Genomic DNA, 21,817 nt, shown 5'->3' on the forward strand with positions numbered 1-21,817 from the left:
TGAAAATGAAAATTACCAAAGGTCTGTTGCAAGTCGGTGTGCTGGGCTTGTCCTTGCTCGCAACGAGCGTGATGGCGGCCGTCTCGGCCACTGAAGCGGCCAAGCTGGGCACCAGCCTGACCCCGATGGGCGCCGAAAAGGCAGGCAATGCCGACGGTTCGATCCCCGCTTGGACGCCAATGTCGAAAACGGCTGGCTCGGCCGATAGCAAGGGCTTCCTGTCCGATCCTTACGCCAGCGAAAAGCCGCTGTTCACCATCACGGCGCAAAACGTCGACCAGTACAAGGAAAAGCTCGCGCCGGGGCAGTATGCGATGTTCAAGCGCTACCCGGAAACCTTCAAGATGCCGGTCTATCCGTCCCATCGCGGCGCGACCGTGCCCGACGACGTGTTTGCCGCCATCAAAGAGAACGCCACCAAGACGACTCTGGTCAGTGGTGGCAACGGGCTGGAAAACTTCAAGACCGCCGTGCCGTTCCCGATTCCCCAGAACGGTGTGGAAGCCATCTGGAACCACATTACCCGCTATCGCGGCGGTAGCGTGAAGCGTCTGATCACCCAGGCCACCCCACAGTCGAACGGTTCGTACAGCCTGGTGTATTTCCAGGACCAGTTCGTCTTCCGCGACAAGATAAAGGACTTTGATCCGGCGAACCCGGGCAACATTCTCTTCTACTTCAAGCAGGAAGTGACGGCGCCTGCCCGTCTGGCCGGTGGCGTACTGCTGGTACACGAGACCCTCGACCAGGTGAAGGAGCCGCGTCTGGCCTGGGTCTATAATGCTGGCCAGCGTCGAGTACGCCGGGCTCCGCAAGTTTCCTATGACGGCCCGGGCACTGCCGCCGATGGTCTGCGTACTTCCGATAACCTCGATATGTACAACGGCGCGCCGGATCGTTACAACTGGAAGCTCGAAGGCAAGAAAGAGATGTACATCGCCTCCGACAGCCACAAGCTCGATTCGCCGACCCTGAAGTACGCCGACATCATCAAGGCCGGGCATATCAATCAGGACCTGGCCCGTTACGAGTTGCGCCGGGTCTGGCATGTAGTCGCCACCTTGAAGGAAGGCCAGCGGCACATCTACGCCAAGCGTGACTTCTATATCGACGAAGACACCTGGCAGGCTGCGGTGATCGATCATTACGACGGTCGTGGTCAGCTCTGGCGCGTCGCCGAGGCGCATTCCCAGAACTACTACAACAAGCAAGTGCCTTGGTACACCCTGGAAACCCTCTACGACCTGCAGTCCGGCCGTTATCTGGCCCTGGGCATGAAGAACGAAGAGAAGTCGGCTTATGACTTCGGTTTCACCGCCACCACCGCTGACTTTACCCCGGCAGCCTTGCGCCAGGCGGGTGTTCGTTAAGCGCTATTAGAACCCAAGTGATCCCCCAGAACGCCCCGGCTTGCCGGGGCGTTTCTGTTGGTGCGGGCCTATTGGCCGGGGTTGAAGCTTTTTGTTGAAGTCTTTTTGCGCTGACTTGTTATAAAAAACTTTCAGTTGCGTTGATTTAAACGCTAGTCTGCGGACATCTGCAACGCCGACCCCAGCACGTTCAACAAGAGCCGGCCATGACTGACCCGTCCCGTATGCAAGGGTTTACCCGCCACGCGACACCTGAGCCGGAAGGGCGCTTCTATCGTCCGCCATTGCCCGACGGTCATGTCGCGCGCCCGCGTTTGTGCGAGCGCTTGAGTGCCGGCCTGGGCGGTTGTCTGCTGCTGGTCAGCGCCCCGGCAGGTTTCGGCAAGAGCTCCCTGGCAATAGAGTTTTGCCAGGGGCTGCCGCAAGAATGGCGGAGCCTGTGGCTGGGCTTGAGCCGCCGTGACAACGATCCGGGGCGTTTTCTCGAACGCATGCTCGAAGGCCTGCAGCAGTACTTTCCGCAGCTGGGCAGCCAGGCGCTGGGGCTGTTGAAAATGCGCCAGCGCCACCAGCCATTCGCCTTCGAGGAGTGGCTCGACGGTCTGCTCGACGAGTTGTCCGAGCAGCTGCTGGCGGACCACCCCTTGCTGCTGGTGCTGGACGACTATCATCTGGCCCAGGGGCCGGTGCTCGATCGCTGCCTGCAGTTTTTCCTCAATCATCTGCCTGCAGGCCTGGTAGTCATGGTGACCAGTCGCCAGCGTCCCGATTGGCATCTGGCTCGGCTGCGCCTGTCTCGGCAGTTGCTTGAACTCAATGAACAAGACCTGCGCCTGACCACTGATGAATCTCTGGCAGTACTCGGCCAGCACCGCGGGCAACTGCGCGGTCAGGCCCTGGAAAGCCTGATCCTGCGCAGCGAAGGCTGGGTAGCCGGACTGCGGTTCTGGCTGCTGGCGGCTGCCGAGGTCGGTGCCGAGGCATCCCTGCCGCAGGCCTTGCACGGGGGCGAAGGACTGATCCGTGACTATCTGCTGGAGGAGGTGATCGATTGCCTGCCCCAGGAAGTCCAGTCGTTTCTCTTCGACACCGCCTGCCAGGAGCGTTTCTGCAGCGAACTGTGCGATGCCATGCGTGAAACCCACGACAGTGCCGAAATTCTCCACTACCTGCAGGCCCATCAGGTGTTTCTGGTGCCGTTGGACGAGCACGGCCACTGGTACCGTTACCATCATCTGTTCTCCGATCTGCTGCGTACCCGCCCGGCCAGCATCTCGGCGCCCAGCTTGCACCTGCGTGCCTGCCGCTGGTTCAACACCCAGGGCCTGCTCGACGAAGCGGTCGAGCAGGCCCTTCGTGCCGGGCATCTGGATGTGGCCGCCAACCTGGTGCAGAACCTGTCCGAAGAGCAGCTGTTGGCCGAGCAGAATGTCGGCATGCTGCTGCGCTGGAAGATGGATTTACCCGACAGCCTGCTCAGCAGTACCCCGCGCTTGATCGTGCTCTACAGTTGGGCGCTGGGCCTGGCGTGCCAGCTCGATGCAGCGCAGGAGCTGGCCAGCCAGTTGAGTCGCTTCCTGCCAGCGCCCTCGGCCACCGCACAGAAATCGATGCTGGCCCAATGGCTGGCCTTGAGTGGCATCATCGCCCGGGGCCGGGGTGACCGGGCGCAAACCCTGGCCTACTGCAGCGAAGCCTTGCAAAGCCTGCCACGCAAGCGCTATGGCCAGCGGCTGCTATGCCTGTCGACCTTGTCGAACCTGGCAATCGTCGACAGCGACTTCTGGCGTGCGCGTGGCTGGAACCGTGAAGCGCTGGAGCTGGCCCAGCGGGTCGGTAATCCCCTGTTCGAAGCGCTGGCCCATTACGACCGGGCCAGGGTCTTGCATGCGCGGGGAGAAGTGTTACGTTCGCTCGAGGAAATCCGTCAGGGCTTGCAACGCCTGCACGGGTTGTCGGCGCAACGGCTCTATGCCATTCGGGCGCGTCTGACCTTGTATGAAGGGTATCTGCTGACCGTGCGCCTGGACTCCCGGGCCGGCCGTGCCAAGCTGCAAGCGGGCCTGGTGGAAGCACGGGCCTGCCGTGATATCAGCGTGCTGATCGGCCATTGCGCAATTGCCGGGCTCGATGGGTGTGAGGGCCGTTTTGCCGAAGCCTTCACCGAATTGGCCGAGGCCGAGCGATTGATGCATATCTGGGACGTACCGCCGATTTTCTATCTGGCCATGATTACCCAGGTCAAATGCGAACTGTGGCTGGCCCAGGGCCGTACCGATCTGGCCGAAGCCTGGCTGTTGCGACTGTCCCAGACCTATGGCGGCGAGCAAGCGGCAGCCGCACCGGAATTTCACCCGCAACTGCCGTTGCACATCGAACTGCTGCGGGCTGCGCTCGAGGCTACCCAGCAACGCTTGCCGCAGGCCGAACAGCGCCTGGAGGTACTGGTCGAGCGCGGCCAGGCCAGCGGTGGGCAGTTGTTATGCGTCAACGCCTTGAATCAATGGATTGGCCTGTTGCTCGGCAGTGGCCGCGAAAGCCAGGCTCGGCAACTGCTCGCACGTAGCCTCGACGCAGCCAGTGGCGGAGCCCTGCAACCCTTCCAGCGGTTGATCGCCGAGCACCCGGCATGGCTGCGTGAGCAGTTGCTGCACGGCCCGAGTTGCCCGGTAAAAGCCTCGCTGCTGGCCTTGCTGCCGGCCAGCGAAATCCATGAGGTGCAGGCCAGTGGCAACGATCAACTCAGCGCCCGCGAACTGGCGGTTCTGCAGCTGATTGCTCAGGGATACTCGAATCAGGAGATCAGCAATCAGCTGTTTATCTCCCTGCATACGGTCAAGACCCATGCCAGCCATATCAACAGCAAGCTGGGTGTAGAACGGCGCACCCAGGCTGTGGCCAGGGCCAATGAGTTGGGCCTGCTGGCCTGATTGCGGGCGGCGTTCCACTTGCCCGCGATGCGGCCGCCTTAGCGCCGCAATTTTGCGCAATGATCCTCCACCGGCTGCGCCGCCGTGTACCACACATAATCGGCACTACCAGCGGCCACCGGCTTACCCACCTCAGCCAGAATCAACACCACATTCCCCTCGCCAGCCCCCAAGTCCGCCAAGTGCAACGGCACCCCCAGATCCTTGCGCACATGGAAGGCACCGGCCAACAACACCGCAGGCTGCGGCGCGGCGAGCAGGCGCTCGGCCATGCGCCGGTCACGCTGCTGCTGTACGGCAAGCATGGCCGGCATCTGGCTTTCCGGCAAAAGACCGCAATGCGACTCGCGGATATCATCGAGCAACGTGGCCTGCACGTGTTTGGTGGTGGAAACATCACCACTCAATACCGGGCGCTGCTTGTAGATCTGCATGATCTGCGCCCGGTCCAGGTTGGCTGACAGCAACGGGTACGGCTGGCGCAGCGCGTAAGTTGCCAGCGCGCCATACACCCCCCAATCCCAATTGGCCTGCCAACTCAGCGCGCGGAACGGATCGGCCGGTAGCTGCCCGGCACGGGTCGCGGCCTGCACCGCATCGACGTTTGCCTGCTGGTCCGGGTTGAGCATTTCCATCAGCAGGCTGCCTTGCGGGCGTTGCGCCGCCAACTCGCGCAGCAGCCAGAGCTGCAGGGCGTGGTGATCGGGATTGTCATGCTGCTCACCGACCAGCACCCGTGGTGCGGCAGCCAGGCGCTCGACCAGCTCTTGAGGGCTGAGGGCGCGGCCAGTGGCGAGTTCGCGGATCACCCCGAGCTCGGCATGATCACGACCTTGCGGCGCGATCGGAGCCGGTGGTGGCAATACTTGATGGGATTGGCAGGCCGCCAGCAACGTAAACAGGCAAAGCAACAGAATGCGCATCGGGTTTCCTTAAAAGGCAGTTGCCCCCTCGACCATTCGTGGAGGAGGGGGCTGTTATCAGCGCGCGATAATCAATGGGTGGCCACGTTCAGGATGCTGTTGGATAAGCACCTGCAGCCCATACACCGCCTCCAGCGCCTCGGCAGTCAAGACGTCATCCGGCGAGCCATAGGCATGCGGGCGACCTTGCTGTAACAGCAGCAGATGGTCGCAATAGCGCGCCGCCAGGTTGAGGTCGTGCAGGATCACCAATACCGCCGCCCCGCGTCCGGCGAAATCGCGTACCGCCTGCAGGATAGTGTGCTGGTGCAGCGGGTCGAGCATCGATGTCGGCTCGTCGAGTAGCAGGGTCTGCCCCTCGGCGCCCGGCCACAACTGCGCCAGCACCCGTGCCAGGTGCACGCGCTGCCGTTCACCACCAGAAAGGGCCAGGTAACTGCGCCCGGCCAGGTGGCTGGCGTCGGCGGCGCTCAGTGCCTGGGCAACGGTTTCGGCATCGCGCACGCGGCCACTGGCATGGGGCAGGCGGCCCATGCCGACCACTTCGTTCACCGAAAAGGCAAAGTTCAGCGTCGAGCTCTGGGGCAGTACCGCCAGGCGTTTCGCGCGCTCCTGGCCTGCCCAGTCGGCCAGCCGCCGTCCCTCCAGGCTGACCTCGCCTTGCGTAGCCGGCAACTCGCCGCACAAGGCGCCGAGCAAGGTGCTTTTGCCCGCCCCGTTGGGCCCCAGCACACCGAGTACTTCACCCGGTCGCAGTTCGATGTCGATGTCCGCCAACACGGTGCGAGTGCCGCGCCGTACCAGCAAGTTCTTTGCCCGCAGCATCAGGAACGCCCCCGTACCAGCAAATAGAGGAAGAAGGGCGCACCGATGAGCGCGGTCACGATCCCGATTGGCAACTCAGCCGGCGCCAACATCAGGCGCGCGACCAGATCGGCCAGCAACAACAGGCTGGCGCCGGCAAGCAACGAAGCCGGTAGCAGCACCCGGTGATCGGGGCCCACCAGCAGGCGCATCAGATGCGGCACCACCAGGCCGATGAAGCCGATCAAGCCGGCCGCTGCCACCGCGGCGCCGACGCCCAGGGCCGTACAGATCACCAGTTCCAGCTTGATCCGTTCGATATCGAAGCCCAGGTGACGGGCTTCCGACTCGCCAAGCAGCATCGCATTGAGCGCTGCCGCCCGGCGCGGCAACCACAACGAGACACCCACCGCCACGATCAGCAACGGCCACAAGCGCGGATAGCTGGCGCCGTTCAGGCTGCCAAGGTTCCAGAAGGTCAGGGTGCGCAGCGTCGCGTCGTCGGCGAGATAAGTGAACAGACCGACACCGGCGCCGGCCATGGCCGTCATCGCCACACCCGCCAGGAGCATGGTCGCGACATTGGTCTGCCCATCGCTGCGACCGAAGCGATACACCACCGCAGTGACGATCAGGCCGCCGACGAAGGCGCAAACCGATAGCAGATAGGGCTCGATCGACGGTGGCAACCCTCCCAGCATACTGCCGCTGACAATGGCCATGGCCGCACCCAGCGCCGCGCCACCGGAAACGCCGACCAGCCCCGGGTCTGCCAGCGGGTTGCGGAATAACCCCTGCATCGCCACGCCGGAAAGTGCCAACACCGAGCCGACAGCAATGCCGAGCAAACTGCGCGGCAAACGGATCTGACCGAGGATCAGCTCTGCCTGTTGCGTACCGCTGCCGTCGACCGGCAGCCCGAGCAGGCGCAGCCCGGCCAGCAGGGTATCGCTCAATGGCAGGCTGACCGGCCCCAGGGCAAGGGACAGCCAGAACACCAACAACAGCAACAGGCCAAGCGTGATCAGCATCGGACGCGGGCGAACAATGGCCGTCATCGGCTGATCTCGGCGGTCTGGGACTTCACGGCAGGATAAAACGCAGTCGCAAGCATGCTCAGTGCATCCGGCACCCGTGGGCCGAGCCCGCCCACCAGCAGCGTCGGGTCGATCACCAGTACCCGGCCATCGCGCCCGGCTCGGGTTTGCGCCAGGACCGGATTCTGTTCGAGCAGCGCAGCACGTGCTGCATCGCCCTGCAGGCGGCCACCGGCAAAAATGATCACCTCTGGATCGAGGGCCAGCATGGCTTCATTGGAAACCGGCTTGTAGCCGTTGTGTTCACCCAGGCTTTGCCCCCCGGCCTGGCTGATGATCCAGGCGGCCAGCGTGTCTTTGCCGGCCACCTGCAGGTTGCCGCCGGAATGGCTGAGCAGCATCATCACCCGGGGCGCCTGGTACTGCTGTTGGGCCTGTTTGACCCACGCGGCCTGGCTTTGCAGACGCTGGCGATACCCCCACATCAGCGCTTGTGCCTGGGCCTGGTTGCCGAGCAATTGCCCGAGCTGGGTCAGGTTGTGTTCCAGAGCCTGCACGTCGGCCCTGGCCGAGAGCAATTCGATGCGTACGCCACCGGCCTTGAGCTGCTCCAACACAGGCGGTGGTCCCATTTCATTGCTACCGAGCAGAATATCCGGCCGCAAGGCCAGAATACCTTCGGCCGCCAACTGGCGCTGGTAGCCGATGCCCGGCAGGTTTTGCAGTGAACGCGGGTACTGGCTGGTGCTGTCGACACCGACCAGTTTGCTTTCACCGCCAAGCGCAACCACCCATTCGCTGAATGCACCGCCGGCACTGACCCAGCGTTGGGGCAGGGCATCGGCGGCAGTGGCCATCTGGCTGAGCAGCGCGCCAGCGCAGGCCAGCAGTGTTGTCAAACGCATCGGGACGCTTCCTTAGCCGATCAAGGTTTTGGCGGATTCTGCCAGGGCACGCCAGTCGTCACGCTCCGGGATGCCCGGTTTGCGCGCGCCGAACAGCTGGATGACCAGCTCGCCCTCGGCATCGAAGCCTTCGTAGCTGGTGATGATCCCATCGCTGCTCGGCTTGCGCACGCGCCACAGTTCGGTCACCCCGGTGGTCTGGAGGTGCAGGTTGAATTCGGGGTCGAGCACGTTGAACCAGGTGTCCATCCAGCGCAGGTTGCTCACGGTGCCGGAGTGGATCTGGATGCAGTGCTTGTTGCCGACAAACACCATGACCGGCACTTCGCGCTTGCCCGTTTCTTCGATGACCTTGGTCAACTCGACAGTGGCCAGCGGCTCGGCCCACTCATGGCCGGCCAGGCGCAAGGCCTGGGTGCGTACCACGTCATGGCGCTTGAGCAAGGCAAAGAAGTGGTGGGTGTCCTGCAACTGCGACCATTCAGTGCGCATGGCGGCGGCATCGACTTCGTCGTCAGCGCGCGGTGCCTTGGTTTCTGGCAGGGGTTGCAGGTTCAGCTCGGCAGTCTGCTCCTCGACACGGAAATGCTCGACCAATGGCGCCCAGGCGGCTTCATCGCTTTTGGCCGTCAGGTAGACCTTGTGTATAGCCATGCCCTGACGGTCGAACACCTGAATGCTGCGCTGTGGACCGCGCGCGGTTTCTTCGTCGACGGCAAACACGCTGGCCCAGCCGCTCAGGAACAGGCGCAGATCGATGTCGGCGGAAACCACCAGGCCCATCTGACCATTGCCCATCACCGTCACGTCGCGATAGAAACCCTTGCGCTCGTGCACGCAATGCTCGTTGCGGGTCAGCGTCATGATATAGCCCAGCTCGCCCAATGCCGGCAGCAGCGCGGCCCAGTCCGGGCGCAGGCGCACGGCATCGATCCCCAGGCGGCTGGCCGTAAGCTCGGCCTCGCTGACGCCGAGCCTGGCAGCGGCATCGCGGGCACGCAGGCCCGCTTGCCCGGCACGCAGCTGTTGCCAGTTCTGGTAGAGCAGCGGCCCGGCGAGCAGGGGCGAAGTGGGTGCGGTCATGTGAACTCCTTCAGGATCAACGGTTCGCCGTCAGGGCGAATTCTATGGGTATTTCCACGCGGCTGGGCACAGCCCGGCCGTCAACGATTTCCGGGCGAAAACGCCAGTTTTTCACCGCATCGAGCGCCGCCTGATCAAGGCTGGCCACACCCGAGGATCCTGTCAGCGCGAGTTTTTGCTGCTGACCGCGCTCATCCAGCTGCACCTCGACCCGCACGATACCTTGTTGGTTGCGGCGTCGGGCCACAGAAGGGTAACGGGGTGCTGGCGGTGGGGTGACGAAGCTGGGGCGCAGGCTGACCATGGGGGTGAGCGATGGGGCGGGTGCGGCAACGGCCGGCGCCGTCGGGCTGACGGTTTTCGCGGGTGCAGGCTGGGCGTCCGTTTGCACCGTTGCAGGTGTCGAGCGAGCGGGTTGCGAGGGGCGCGACTCAGGACGCCGCTGCGGTGGCGGCGGCGTCTTGGCGATGACAGGTGATGTCGTGACCGGGTGTGGCTTGGGCTGCGTAGCCTCCAGTTTGGGCGTCACTGGCACTTTCGGCGGCGTCGGTGCCTCGATCTGCTTGAGCTCAGGTTCTGGTTGGGCACGCGGTGCCGGCACAGGTTGGGAGACCGGTGCAAGGCTGACCAGTTGAATCGCCATCGGTGGTTGCCAGGCCAGCGGCTCGGGCTCTGCCCGGAGGTCGCGCAGCAGCCAGCCCACGCTCAAATGCAGCGCGATGGAAACAAGCAGGTAAGACCAAAAGTGCTTCATGCACGTTCGTCTCGTTTTGAAAGATAATGCGCATGGTAATTATTTGCATTTACAAGTCAAGCTGGATTATCTTCTCCACCGCTGCCAAACAAGCGTTTGCATAGACCAGCCCCTCGCAGAAAGGGACAGAGCGCTGTGATTACTAAAAAAATCAGACACATGCCGGACAGCTCCACCCGCTGACGCAGGGCCGCAAAAAGGCCTGGCAGCGCGTGCCCGCTGTCAGACCCAGGAGTAATTTAGATGTCGATTCACCCGCCATTTGCCCGTCGTCCCTGGCTTGCCTTGCTGCTGCTTTCGCCATCGTTGGCCTTGGCTGCAGAGACAACGACCCAGTTCGACACAGTCAGCGTGACCGCGACCCGCACCGAGCAGACCTTGCTGCAAGTGCCGAGCACCGTTTCGGTCCATACCGAACGCGAAATCGACCAGCACAACGACAAGGACCTGAAGGACCTGGTGCGCTACGAACCGGGTGTTTCGGTCAGCGGCACCGGCGATCGTTTCGGCCTGAAGGGCGCCAATATCCGCGGCATCGACGGCAACCGCGTCCTGACCCAGGTCGACGGCGTGCGTGTGCCGCAGAGCAACTTCTTCAGCCCGTTCCAGGATGTGCGCAGCAACTACGTCGACCTCGATACCGTGAAGACCGTGGAAATCATCCGTGGGCCGGCGTCTTCGCTGTACGGCAGTGACGCCATCGGCGGTGCGGTCAGCTACCTGACCAAGGATGCCGGTAACTACCTCGACGAAGGCGACGACACCTACGCCCGTCTGAAAACCGGCTACGACGGCAGCGACGACAGCTGGCAGCGCAGCGCCACCTTCGCCGGCCGCCTGGGCAGCGTCGACGGTTTGCTCCATCTGGGACGTCGCGATGGCCAGTCCACCGACACCTGGGGCGGCAGCGGCGGTACCGGCAGCAGTCGCGAAGAGGCCAACCCGCTCGATTACACCACCAGGAACCTGCTGGCCAAATTCGGTTGGGACTATGCTGAAGGCGACCGGTTGCAGTTCACTTACGAGCGCTACCAGGACGATGCCAACAGCAACCTGCTCAGTGACCTCACCTCAAGGGCGACCCTCAGGAGCCCGGCTATTCTGGGTTCGCAGGCCGAAGACAGCATTGATCGCACCCGCTACAGCCTGGAGCACACGCTGAGCCTGGACAGCCTGATGGCCGACCAGTTGAAATGGCAGTTGAACTATCAGGAAAGCGGCAACAACCAGAAGACCCTGCAGCAGCGCCAGACAGTCACCCAGGTCAACAGCATCCGTACCCGCGACTCGCAATACGATGAGCGCCTGTGGAGCCTGAACACGCAGCTGGACAAAGAATTCGCCATGGGCGAGACCCGCCACCACCTGATCTACGGTGCCGAAGTCAAACGCATCGAGGCCAGCAACCTGCGCAAGGGCGGGGAAGTGCGCCTGGACACCGGCGCAGTGGTACGGCCGCCGGAAAACTTCCCGGTCAGTGACTTCCCGGACCCGACCAGCGATTCCCTGGGCCTGTTCGTGCAGGACAGCATCGAAATCGGCCGCTGGACGCTGTTGCCAGGCGTGCGCTACGACTACTACCGTCAGACGCCGCATGTCACCTCTGAATACCTCAATGGCCTGCCGTCGGAAACCGATCCGTCGCGCATTACCGACGATCACATCTCGCCGAAGTTCGGCGTCACTTATCAGCTGACCGAGCACGAAAGCGTCTACGGCCAATACGCCGCCGGTTTCCGCGCACCGAGCCCGACCAACATGTTCGGTGAGTTCAGCAACCCGCAGCATCGCTATCAGCAGATCGGCAACCCGGACCTGAAACCCGAAACCAGCAACAGCTTCGAGACCGGCCTGCGCGGTCGTTATGACCTGGGCAGCTTCGGCATTGCGCTGTTCTACAACAAGTACAAGGACTTCATGGAAACCGCCACAGTGGCCGACCCCAATGGCACCAACCTGACGACCTTCCAGACGCGCAACCTCAACAAGGTCACCATCCGCGGCGCCGAAGCCAAGGGCGATATCAAGCTCGACGCCTTCATGCCTGCCGGCACCCGCGCCCTGGGCTCCATCGCCTATGCCCGCGGCAAGAACGAAGAAAGCGGCCAGCCGCTCAACAGCGTCGACCCGCTCAAGGCCGTCATGGGCCTGGGCTACGATGCGCCGAGTGGTGTGTTCGGCGGCCAGCTGACCTGGACCCTGGTCAAGTCCAAGGACCGTGTCGACCACAGCGAAGATGCCGCCCGGCTGATCAACAGCCAGTTCGAAACCCCCGGCTACGGCGTGCTCGACCTCAATGCCTGGTGGCAAGTCACTGATCAGGTGTCGATCAACGGCGGGCTGTTCAACATGACCGACAAGAAGTACTGGAACTGGGGTGACGTGCAGGGGCACGATGCTGATGCGGCAGGCTTGGGTCGCCTGACACAGCCGGGGCGTTATGCGGCGGTCAATGTGATCTGGGAGATCTGATCACGCTGAGCTGAGCTGATCGCGGCCAGGGCCGCTCCCACGGATGCATTTGTGGGAGCGGCTTCTTTTGGGGGGCGTCGCATCCATGTAGCCGCTGCCGAAGGCTGCGCTGAGGTCCGCAGGACCTCCCTGCGGTCTTGAGATTTAGCGCCCGCTGCGCGGTCGAGCTGGTGCGCCACTGCGACAGCCTGTGGCAGCGGCTACGGGGCTACGGCTACAGCACCTCCCCAGTTCCCAGGCCATCTTCAAGCCAAGGCTTGCCTTCACCGGCACGCAACGTTAGGCTTCCAATGTCGCTGCAAAATCAGCGACCGGGTTTAGTCGCCCGAGCAAGCAAAAGGCGCATAGCGCCCCAAACCCATTGTGTGGCGTTTTTTTACGCCTATCGCAATGCTTTATGGTGGCTGTGCGCGGGAGGACTTCGGTCCTGCCGGGTTCCTTTTGCCCCGGTCGACTAACCTGCGTACAGCTGCCACCTAATTCGTTTAGTCGCGGTCGGTGGTAGCTCCACAGACCCCGAGTTCCAGGTGCTGGCCCGTTCGGTGGTGCATCAGATTGAGGTCGCCAAGGCGTTGGTAGAGGCGTCGATTGCAGGTATCGAGACCTGATTGACGATAGGTCCTCAGTCCTACGTTTTCCCGCAATACGGCCCCAGTCGATTGAAGCGTTTTGGCGTTGAGATTGCTCTGGGGTTTTTTGGAATATGTCCTGACCGTCGCCATAACCGACCAAATTGAGCGAAAATGGGCCATTACCCCATAGGAATACCTCATGGAAGCCTCAAAACCGGCGCTCATCCGCGAAACCTTCCCCGTCGGCCCCTTACAGTGCAACTGCACCATCATCGGCGACCCCATCACCAAAAAAGCCATCGTGGTCGACCCCGGTGGCAACCACGAGCTGATCCTCGCCCGCCTCGATGCCCTGGGCCTGAAGGTGGTCAGCATCATCCACACCCACGCCCACCTGGACCATTTCCTCGCCTCCGGGCAGTTGAAAGAGAAGACCGGCGCGACCTTGCACCTGCACAAGGACGACCAGTTCCTCTGGGACAACCTGGAAATGCAATGCAACATGTTCGGCGTGCCCTACACGCCAGTGCCATCGCCGGATCGCTGGTTGGCCGATGACGAGGAGTTGGCCTGTGGTTGCGGGGTGGCGTTGCACACGCCGGGGCATACGCCGGGTTCCATGAGCTTCTGGTTTGCCGATGCGAAGTTGTTGATTGCCGGTGATACCCTGTTTCGCCGCGGCATTGGCCGTACGGACTTGTGGGGCGGCGACCAGCCGACCATCGTGAAGTCGATCAAGCAGCGGCTTTACACGCTCGATGAGCAGGCTACCGTTGTTACCGGGCACGGTCCCGATACGCGCCTGGGCGATGAAATGCGGGAAAACCCGTTCGTGCGCGCCTGAGGCCGGGAATTTTTTGCGCTTTGTGCGTTCCAACCCCAGCAGAGGTCCGCAGCAACCACCGCTGCACTATCGAATGAAAAAGTAGGAGCTTCTCCATGTTCACCTCGCGTCGCTTGATTATTGCCGCCACCGCCGTTGCCCTGTTGTCCGGTTGTGCCTCGCAGAACCCGTACAACGAACAGGGGCAGGCGCAGCAAGGCTCCACCGGGATGAGCAAAACTGCCAAATACGGCGGCCTAGGTGCCTTGGCCGGCGCCATCGCCGGTGCCGCGATCGACCACAACAACCGTGGCAAGGGTGCACTGATCGGCGCCGCCGCCGTGGGTGCGGCTGCAGCCGGTTATGGCTACTACGCCGACAAGCAGGAAGCCGCCCTGCGTGCGAGCATGGCCAACACTGGCGTTGAAGTGCAGCGCGAAGGCGATCAGATCAAACTGATCATGCCGGGCAATATCACCTTTGCCACCGACTCGTCGGCCATCGCCCCAGGCTTCTATTCGCCGCTCAACAACTTGGCGAACTCGTTCAAGCAGTTCCCACAGAACAACATCGAGATCGTCGGTTACACCGACAGCACCGGCGGCCGCCAGCACAACATGGACCTGTCGCAGCAGCGCGCGCAGAGCGTCAGCACTTACCTGACTTCCCAGGGTGTGGATGGTTCGCGCCTGTCGGTACGTGGTGCCGGGCCTGATCAGCCGATTGCCAGCAACGCCGATGCCAATGGGCGGGCGCAGAACCGTCGGGTTGAGGTGAACCTCAAGCCGATTCCCGGGCAGACTTATCAGCAGTAATCTGGAATGAAAAAATCCCGCTCTGGTAGCGGGATTTTTTTGTCTTTGAGGGCCTCATCGCTGGCGGCGCTCCGCTTGCCAGCGATAGGGCCATCAGCGGCAACACCTACCCCGGATATTGCTGATGCATCCGCCCCAGCAACACATCCTTCTCTTCCCAAAGCTGGTTGATCCACTGCTGGAACTCCAGCCGGTAGGCATCGTCCTGGTCATAGTTCCTGCCGATGAACTGCGGCGCGATGGCCACTTCTTCGAAATGCACCACGATCTCTTTCACCCTGCCGCACAGCAGGTCCCAGAAACCGGGGCGGCCTGCCGGGTAGTGTAGGGTCACGTTGACGATCGACTGCAGTTGTTCGCCCATGGCATCAAGCACGAAAGCAATGCCGCCGGCCTTGGGCTTCAGCAGGTAACGAAAAGGCGAGTTCTGCTGTACGTGCTTGGCCTTGGTGAAACGCGTGCCTTCGACGAAGTTGAAGATACCGGTCGGCTTGCCGCGAAATTTCGCGCAGCTCTTGCGGGTGGTTTCCAGGTCCTCGCCTTTCTTCTCCGGATACTTGGCCAGGTAGGCCTTGGAGTAGCGCTTCATGAACGGAAAGCTCAGCGCCCACCAGGCCAGACCAATGACCGGAACCCAGATCAACTCCTGCTTGAGGAAGAACTTCAAGGGGCGAATGCGGCGGTTGAGCACGTACTGCAGCACCAGGATGTCGACCCAGCTCTGGTGGTTGCTGGTGATCAGGTAGGAGTGCTGGTAGTCCAGCCCTTCCAGGCCGCTGATGTGCCAACGGGTATGGCCGATCAGTTTCATCCAGGCCTTGTTGTTGCTGATCCAGGCTTCATGGATGTGGCTCATCAGCCAGTCGCTCAGGCGTTGGGCGGCAGGGAAGGGCAGGCACAGCTTGAACAGGCTGACCACGAACAGCGGCGCGCAGCAGACAAGGGTGTTGAGGCCGAGCAACAACGAGGCGATCACGCCTCGCATTGCAGCGGGTAAAGAGTCCAGCATTTCAGATTTCCACAGAGCGGTTGGCCTGGATGGCGGTAAGGGCGATGGTGTAGACGATGTCGTCGACCTGGGCGCCGCGCGGCAGGTCGTTGACCGGTTTGCGCAGGCCTTGCAGCATCGGGCCGAGGCTGACGCAGTCGGCGCTGCGCTGGACTGCCTTGTGGGTGGTGTTGCCGGTGTTCAGGTCGGGGAACACGAACACGGTCGCGCGACCGGCCACCAGGCTGTTGGGCGCAAGCTGCTGGGCGACCCGTTCGTTGGCGGCGGCGTCGTATTGCAAGGGGCCGTCGATCTGTAAGTCACGCTGGGATTCCTGCGCCAACTGGGTGGCTTCGCGGACTTTCTCGACCTCTTCGCTGCTGTCCGAATTACCGCTGGAGTAGCTGATCATGGCAACCCGTGGGGCGATACCGAAGGCGGCTGCCGAATCGGCACTCTGCAGGGCGATTTCCGCCAGCTCCGGGGCGCTCGGGTGCGGGTTCATCACGCAGTCGCCATACACCAGCACCTGCTCGGGGAACAGCATGAAGAACACCGACGACACCAGGGTGCAGCCCGGGGCGGTCTTGATCAGCTGCAGGGCCGGGCGAATGGTATTGGCCGTGGAGTGGATCACCCCCGAGACCAGCCCGTCGACTTCGTCGAGGGCCAGCATCATGGTGCCGATCACTACCGGGTCCTCCAGTTGTTGCTCGGCCATCGGTGCGTTGAGGCTCTTGGTTTTGCGCAAGGCCACCATCGGTTCGACGTAGCGTTCGCGGATCAGGTCCGGGTCGAGGATTTCCAGGCCTTCGGGCAGGGTGATGCCCTGGGCCTGGGCCACCGCGTGGACGTCCTCGGGCTTGGCCAGCAGCACGCAGCGGGCGATGCCGCGCGCCTGGCAGATGGCCGCTGCCTGCACGGTCAAGGGCTCGCTGCCTTCGGGCAGGACAATGCGTTTGTTGGCTTCCTGGGCGCGCTGGATCAACTGGTAGCGGAACACGGCCGGCGACAGGCGCATTTCCCGTGGGGTACCGCAACGCTGGTGGAGCCAGTGGGCATCCAGGTGGCTGGCGACAAAGTCGGTGATGATCTCGGCCCGTTCGCGGTCGTCGATCGGGATTTCCTTGTTCAGCTGGTTCAACCGGTTGGCGGTGTCATAGGAGCCGGTGCTGACCGAGAGCACCGGCAGGCCGGCCTGCAGCGCGCCACGGCACAGTTCCATGATGCGTGGGTCGGGCACGGTGTCGCTGGTCAGCAGCAGGCCGGCCAGGGGCACGCCGTTCATCGCTGCCAGGCTGACTGCGAGGATGATGTCATCGCGGTCGCCGGGGGTCACCACCAATACGCCGGGCTTGAGCAGCGGCACGGTGTTGAGCACGGTGCGGGCGCAGATGATGATCTTCGACATCCGTCGTTGTTCGTAGTCGCCGGCATTGAGCACCTGGGCGCCGAGCAGGTCGGCCACATCGCGGGTACGCGGGGCGTTCAGGTCGGCCTGGAAGGGGATGCAGCCGAGCAGGCGGAAATCACCGCTGCGCAGCAGAGGCGAATGCTCTTTCAGGCGCGCGGCAAAGGCCTCCATGCTTTCGTCGGTGCGCACCTTGTTGAGGATCACACCAAGCACTTTCGGGTCTTTCGGCCCGCCGAACAACTGGGCCTGCAGCTCGACACGGCCGGAGAGTTCGGTGAGCACTTCGTTTTCCGGCGCCGAGACCAGGATCACTTCGGCGTCCAGGCTCTTGGCCAGGTGCAGGTTGACCCGTGCCGCATAGCTGGCGTGACGGGTCGGAACCATGCCTTCGACGATCAGTACATCCTTGCCAACCCCGGCTTGCTGATAGAGGGTGATGATTTCCTCGAGCAATTCATCCAGCTGGCCGTCGCCCAGCATCCGCTCCACATGGGCCAGCCCCAGTGGTTTTGGCGGCTTGAGGCCGTGGGTACGGGCCACCAGTTCGGTGGAGCGCTCCGGCCCCAGGTCGCCCGGATGCGGCTGGGCGATGGGTTTGAAGAAACCGACCTTCAGCCCGGCCCGTTCAAGGGTGCGGACCAGCCCGAGGCTGATGGAGGTCAGGCCGACGCCAAAATCTGTCGGCGCGATGAAAAATGTCTGCATGCGAAGCTTCTCGATGTGAGCTGTGCAAAGGCGTTGTGTAGGGCGTGTCGTCAATTAGTTCCTGGCTTGCGTTGTCGCCTGAGCGCGTGCCGGGCCTGTTTTTGCGCAGGGCTGCGTTACTCGTCGTTCATTTGGAATGACCAAATTTCTCTCCTCGCGCCTTGCCCTGCGCAAAAACAGGCGCCGGCGCAAGCCAGGAACTAATTGACGACACGCCCTAGCCAAACTGCCGGAATCAATTGCCAAGGGTATCGCTATCGAGGCCCTGAGCACACCAGCCGCACGCAAAGGTTTTTCCGATGCGCTTTTGCCGCTGCAGCGGGTCCAGTACCCATTGGCGCATTTGCCAGGGCGGCTGGTGGCGCAGATGCTGGGTATGCCCGCAGGAAAGCTCGGCAACCCAGAAACCGTCCTCGTCTTGATGAAAACCCAGTAGTACACTGGCTTTCGCACCAGTCCGTCTGTCCGGGTTCCGTTCGCTTTCGGCCGATGGCTTGGTTACACTTGAACGTTCTTCATTCTTATGCAAAAGGTCTCGCCCCATGCTGATCGCCGCCAATAAGGCTGTCTCCATCGACTATACCCTGACCAATGACGCTGGTGAGGTCATCGACAGCTCTGCCGGCGGCGCACCGCTGGTGTACCTGCATGGCGCAGGTAACATTATTCCAGGTCTGGAAAAGGCTCTGGAAGGCAAGCAGGCCGGTGACGAACTGAAAGTGTCCATCGAACCGGAAGACGCCTACGGCGAATACCTCGCCGAGCTGGTCAGCACCCTGAGCCGCAGCATGTTCGAAGGCGTCGACGAGCTGGAAGTTGGCATGCAGTTCCACGCTTCGGCGCCCGATGGCCAAATGCAGATCGTGACCATCCGTGATCTGGACGGCGACGACGTGACCGTCGACGGCAACCACCCTCTGGCCGGTCAGCGCCTGACCTTCCAGGTCAAGATCGTCGACATCCGTGACGCCAGCCAGGAAGAAGTGGCTCATGGCCATGTTCATGGCGAAGGTGGCCATCACCACTGATTTCACTGCTAAGCTCAGTTGGCCGCTGAGGCGCCCGAGCAGGTTCGGAGAAAACTTTCGAGGTTTTCGACCGGCTTGAGAGGGCGCCTTTTTAGTGTGCTAGTGTTTTTGGTCACCCAATAGTGCGGTACCGGGATCTGGAGAGGGGAGTTCGTCATGAGTGTATTTCACGACCTTACGCTTAAAGCGCTGGACGGCCAGGATCTGCCGCTGGCGCCGTTCAAAGGTAATGTCGTGCTGGTGGTCAACGTCGCCTCCAAGTGCGGGCTGACTCCCCAGTACGAAGCGCTGGAGAGTCTCTACCAGCAGTACAAAGGCCAGGGCTTCAGTGTGCTTGGCCTGCCGTGCAACCAGTTTGCCGGTCAGGAGCCGGGTACCGAGCAAGAGATTCAGGAATTTTGCAGCGTCAATTACAAGGTGACCTTTGCGCTGGGCAGCAAGCTGGACGTGAACGGTCCGCATCGCCATCCGCTGTATCGTCAGCTGGCGGGTGAAGGCGCGGAGTTCCCTGGCGACATCACCTGGAATTTCGAAAAATTCCTGGTCGGCAAGGATGGCCGGGTCCTCGCCCGTTTCTCGCCGCGTACCGCACCGGACGATTCCTCGGTGGTCCAGGCCATCGAAAAGGCCCTGAGCTGACTTCGGACCTTTTGCAGGAGCTGCCGCAGCCTGTGGCAACTCCTGCAACCAGCACGCCCGTATCTTTTAGATCTTGATCACTCTGATCAATAGTACTGTGCTCGTTCTGCCGAGTCGCTTTATGCTCAGGCGCATCCCACGTTCAAGGAGCGCCACATGCCGGTCAAAGCTTTGTTCAAACCGTTTCACCTGGGTGCCCTGGAGCTGCCGACGCGGGTAGTGATGGCGCCGATGACGCGTTCGTTTTCCCCAGGCGGGGTGCCTAATTCCAAAGTCATCGAGTACTACCGTCGCCGTGCAGCGGCAGGTGTAGGGCTGATCATTACCGAAGGCACCACGGTCGGCCACAAAGCGGCCAATGGTTATCCCAATGTTCCGCGTTTCTACGGTGAAGATGCCTTGTCCGGCTGGAAGAAGGTGGTCGAGGCGGTGCATGCCGAAGGCGGCAAGATCGTTCCGCAGCTGTGGCATGTGGGCAGTGTGCGCCGCATCGGCGCCGAGCCGGACGCCAGCGTGCCAGGCTACGGCCCGAGCGAGAAGCTCAAGGACGGCCAGACGGTCGTGCACGGCATGACCCACGCGGACATCCGGGAAGTCTTCGCCGCCTTCGCCCAGGCGGCCCGCGATGCTCAGGCAATCGGCATGGACGGCGTGGAAATTCACGGTGCCCACGGTTACCTGATCGACCAGTTCTTCTGGGACGTCAGCAACCAGCGCACCGACGAATACGGTGGCAGCCTGGCCAATCGCTCGCGTTTCGCCATTGAACTGATTCAGGCGGTGCGTGCCGCCGTTGGCCCGGATTTCCCGATCATTTTCCGCTACTCGCAGTGGAAGCAGCAGGACTACAGCGCCCGGCTGGTGCTGACGCCTGAAGCGCTGTGCGAGTTCCTGCAACCCTTGGCCGCAGCGGGCGTGGATATCTTCCACTGCTCGACCCGCCGCTTCTGGGAGCCGGAGTTCGAGGGCTCGGAGCTGAACCTGGCGGGCTGGACGCGCAAGCTGACCGGCAAACCGACCATCACCGTGGGCAGCGTCGGCCTGGACGGCGAGTTCCTGCAGTTCATGGTCGCTACCGACAAGGTGGCGCAACCGGCCAGCCTGGAAAACCTGCTGGAGCGCCTGAACAACGAGGAGTTCGACCTGGTAGCCGTCGGCCGTGCCTTGCTGGTCGACCCGGATTGGGCGGCCAAAGTGCGTGATGGCAACGAGCAGGACATCCTGCCCTTCAGCCGTGATGCGTTGATGTCTTTGGTTTGATCAGCCGTTGAGGGTCGCTTTGGCTGACCCTTGCCACCGGCGCAACGCTTGCCCGTTCGCAGGCGTTGCGCAGTTGTTCTTCGAACTGTTCGATGATCAAGGCCCAGCCCTGGCGGCTGGCATGCTGGCGCGCATTGAGGCGTACCCTGCGCAAGGCTTCACTGTCTTCGAGCAACCAGCCGGCCGCGTCGATAAAGGCGGCTTCATCGCCGGGCATCGCCAGCGCGCCGTTGTGGCCATGGCGGATGTGCTGCGCAGCGGCGGCTTCATCGTATGCCACCACCGCCAACCCCGAGGCCAGGCCTTCAAGCACGACGTTGCCGAAGGTTTCGGTCAGGCTTGGGAACAGAAACATATCCCCTGACGCGTAGTGCGCCGCCAACGTTTCGCCACGCTGTGCCCCGCAGAAGATTGCATCGGGTAGCTGCTGCTCCAGTGCGGCCCGCTGCGGCCCGTCACCGACCACGATCAACTTCATCCGTCGCTGTGGATAAGCACTGCGCAAGGCGTCGAGGCTGCGCTTGAGCAGGCCCAGGTTCTTCTCCGGTGCCAGCCGGCCTACATGCAGCAGGGCTATGTCATCGCTGCCCAGCCCCCAGCTTTCACGCAATGCCATCGAGCGCCTGGCCGGGTTGAACAGCTGGCTGTCGACGCCACGCGACAGCAACGCCAGGCGCTCGAAGCCACGGCGCTCCAGTTCCATCCGTTGGCTGACACTGGGTACCAGGGTCAATTGGGTACGGCGGTGAAACCAGCGCAGGTAATGCGTGAGCAGGCGGGTCAACAAACCCAGCCCGTAGGTGCTGGAATACTGATGAAAATTGGTATGGAAGCCGCTGACCACCGCAATTCCCAAGCACCGGGCCGCACGCAAGGCGCTCAAGCCCAGCGGGCCCTCCGTGGCGATGTACAGCACGTCCGGGCGGTGGCGACGCCAGCGTCGCAGCAACTTGTGCATCGACGAGTGCCCCCATTGCAGGCCTGGGTAGCCTGGCAGCGCCCAGCCTCGACAGAGCAGCAGGTTCTCGTCACCTGGCATCTCATCGCCGTTCTGGCGCGGGCGCACCAGCTCCACCCGATGGCCTCGCTGGCGCAGCCCCTCGCTCAAGCGACCGAGGGTATTGGCCACGCCATTGATTTCCGGTGGGAAGGTTTCGGTGATGAGGGTGATGTGCAGGGAGGGCGCTGTCATGACCTACAGTATCGACGCGCGTGATTGCGCTGTTGTGACGCTTGTGTGATGGATCGATGACGTAGGGGCGCTTGCCTTCCAGTTGAAGGCAAGCAGGTTCGAC

18 protein-coding genes are annotated in these 21,817 nt (G+C 62.5%); 8 read left to right on the top strand and 10 right to left on the bottom strand.

Annotated elements, in window-relative coordinates:
* Positions 1-5: 5 nt before the first annotated feature.
* Both NVV94_RS04340 and NVV94_RS04345 read left to right on the top strand, forming a co-directional pair.
* On the top strand, positions 6-1,370 hold the full coding sequence (locus tag NVV94_RS04340; protein ID WP_258446011.1) for a DUF1329 domain-containing protein: 1,365 nt from the start codon (positions 6-8) through the stop codon (positions 1,368-1,370).
* Positions 1,371-1,576: 206 nt separating this feature from the next.
* Positions 1,577-4,300 (top strand): LuxR C-terminal-related transcriptional regulator, encoded by a 2,724-nt coding sequence (locus tag NVV94_RS04345; protein WP_258446012.1) that lies wholly within the window; start codon positions 1,577-1,579, stop codon positions 4,298-4,300.
* 38 nt (positions 4,301-4,338) lie between these two features.
* Here NVV94_RS04345 and NVV94_RS04350 read toward each other — a convergent pair whose 3' ends face one another.
* The 6 genes from NVV94_RS04350 to NVV94_RS04375 are packed head-to-tail and all read right to left on the bottom strand — an operon-like array spanning position 4,339 to position 9,806.
* Positions 4,339-5,223, bottom strand: coding sequence for a ChaN family lipoprotein (locus NVV94_RS04350; protein ID WP_258446013.1), 885 nt, complete (start codon positions 5,221-5,223; stop codon positions 4,339-4,341).
* 57 nt (positions 5,224-5,280) lie between these two features.
* Entirely contained in the window at positions 5,281-6,048 is a 768-nt protein-coding gene (locus NVV94_RS04355) for a heme ABC transporter ATP-binding protein (RefSeq protein WP_258446014.1), read from the bottom strand.
* Entirely contained in the window at positions 6,048-7,031 is a 984-nt protein-coding gene (locus tag NVV94_RS04360) for an iron ABC transporter permease (RefSeq protein ID WP_258447619.1), read from the bottom strand. The genes NVV94_RS04355 and NVV94_RS04360 overlap by 1 nt, the downstream gene beginning before the upstream one ends.
* A gap of 50 nt (positions 7,032-7,081) precedes the next feature.
* Positions 7,082-7,969 carry a hemin ABC transporter substrate-binding protein gene (locus NVV94_RS04365; RefSeq protein WP_258446015.1) on the bottom strand — a complete coding sequence of 296 codons (888 nt, stop codon included), beginning with the start codon at positions 7,967-7,969 and terminating at the stop codon, positions 7,082-7,084.
* Positions 7,970-7,981: 12 nt separating this feature from the next.
* On the bottom strand, positions 7,982-9,052 hold the full coding sequence (locus tag NVV94_RS04370; RefSeq protein ID WP_258446016.1) for a hemin-degrading factor: 1,071 nt from the start codon (positions 9,050-9,052) through the stop codon (positions 7,982-7,984).
* A gap of 16 nt (positions 9,053-9,068) precedes the next feature.
* The gene (locus tag NVV94_RS04375; RefSeq protein ID WP_258446017.1) at positions 9,069-9,806 is read right to left on the bottom strand and encodes an energy transducer TonB; all 738 of its coding nucleotides are present in this window, start codon (positions 9,804-9,806) and stop codon (positions 9,069-9,071) included.
* A 243-nt stretch (positions 9,807-10,049) separates the two neighbouring features.
* On the opposite strand from NVV94_RS04375, the gene NVV94_RS04380 reads away from it, so the two are divergent.
* The 3 genes from NVV94_RS04380 to NVV94_RS04390 all read left to right on the top strand — a co-directional run bounded on the left by NVV94_RS04380 (position 10,050) and on the right by NVV94_RS04390 (position 14,488).
* On the top strand, positions 10,050-12,278 hold the full coding sequence (locus NVV94_RS04380) for a TonB-dependent hemoglobin/transferrin/lactoferrin family receptor (protein WP_258446018.1): 2,229 nt from the start codon (positions 10,050-10,052) through the stop codon (positions 12,276-12,278).
* 771 nt (positions 12,279-13,049) lie between these two features.
* Complete coding sequence (locus NVV94_RS04385) at positions 13,050-13,694, top strand: MBL fold metallo-hydrolase (RefSeq protein WP_258446019.1); 645 nt, start codon at positions 13,050-13,052, stop codon at positions 13,692-13,694.
* Between the two features lie 95 nt (positions 13,695-13,789).
* The gene (locus NVV94_RS04390) at positions 13,790-14,488 is read left to right on the top strand and encodes an OmpA family protein (RefSeq protein WP_258446020.1); all 699 of its coding nucleotides are present in this window, start codon (positions 13,790-13,792) and stop codon (positions 14,486-14,488) included.
* Positions 14,489-14,594: 106 nt separating this feature from the next.
* Here the strand turns inward: NVV94_RS04390 and NVV94_RS04395 are convergent, their stop codons facing one another.
* The 3 genes from NVV94_RS04395 to NVV94_RS04405 all read right to left on the bottom strand — a co-directional run bounded on the left by NVV94_RS04395 (position 14,595) and on the right by NVV94_RS04405 (position 18,169).
* A complete protein-coding gene (locus NVV94_RS04395; RefSeq protein ID WP_258446022.1) occupies positions 14,595-15,497 on the bottom strand; it encodes an acyltransferase in 903 nt (300 codons plus the stop codon).
* A 1-nt stretch (position 15,498) separates the two neighbouring features.
* Positions 15,499-17,595, bottom strand: a complete 2,097-nt coding sequence (gene pta / locus NVV94_RS04400) for a phosphate acetyltransferase (RefSeq protein WP_258446023.1) — start codon at positions 17,593-17,595, stop codon at positions 15,499-15,501.
* 235 nt (positions 17,596-17,830) lie between these two features.
* Positions 17,831-18,169: a DUF3565 domain-containing protein gene (locus tag NVV94_RS04405; RefSeq protein ID WP_258446024.1), complete on the bottom strand. Its 339-nt coding sequence runs from the start codon at positions 18,167-18,169 to the stop codon at positions 17,831-17,833.
* Between NVV94_RS04405 and NVV94_RS04410 the strand changes: the two genes are divergently transcribed.
* The 3 genes from NVV94_RS04410 to NVV94_RS04420 all read left to right on the top strand — a co-directional run bounded on the left by NVV94_RS04410 (position 18,138) and on the right by NVV94_RS04420 (position 20,522).
* Positions 18,138-18,623 (top strand): peptidylprolyl isomerase, encoded by a 486-nt coding sequence (locus tag NVV94_RS04410; protein ID WP_258446025.1) that lies wholly within the window; start codon positions 18,138-18,140, stop codon positions 18,621-18,623. The two genes, NVV94_RS04405 and NVV94_RS04410, sit on opposite strands and share 32 nt — an antisense overlap.
* 156 nt (positions 18,624-18,779) lie before the next feature.
* A complete protein-coding gene (locus NVV94_RS04415) occupies positions 18,780-19,262 on the top strand; it encodes a glutathione peroxidase (protein WP_258446026.1) in 483 nt (160 codons plus the stop codon).
* Between the two features lie 156 nt (positions 19,263-19,418).
* Entirely contained in the window at positions 19,419-20,522 is a 1,104-nt protein-coding gene (locus tag NVV94_RS04420; protein ID WP_258446027.1) for an NADH:flavin oxidoreductase, read from the top strand.
* On the opposite strand, the gene NVV94_RS04425 is transcribed toward NVV94_RS04420, so the two are convergent.
* A complete protein-coding gene (locus NVV94_RS04425; RefSeq protein ID WP_258446028.1) occupies positions 20,491-21,714 on the bottom strand; it encodes a glycosyltransferase family 1 protein in 1,224 nt (407 codons plus the stop codon). The two genes, NVV94_RS04420 and NVV94_RS04425, sit on opposite strands and share 32 nt — an antisense overlap.
* Positions 21,715-21,817: the final 103 nt, after the last annotated feature.

The sequence above is a fragment of the Pseudomonas sp. LS1212 genome (assembly GCF_024741815.1).
Lineage (GTDB): Bacteria > Pseudomonadota > Gammaproteobacteria > Pseudomonadales > Pseudomonadaceae > Aquipseudomonas.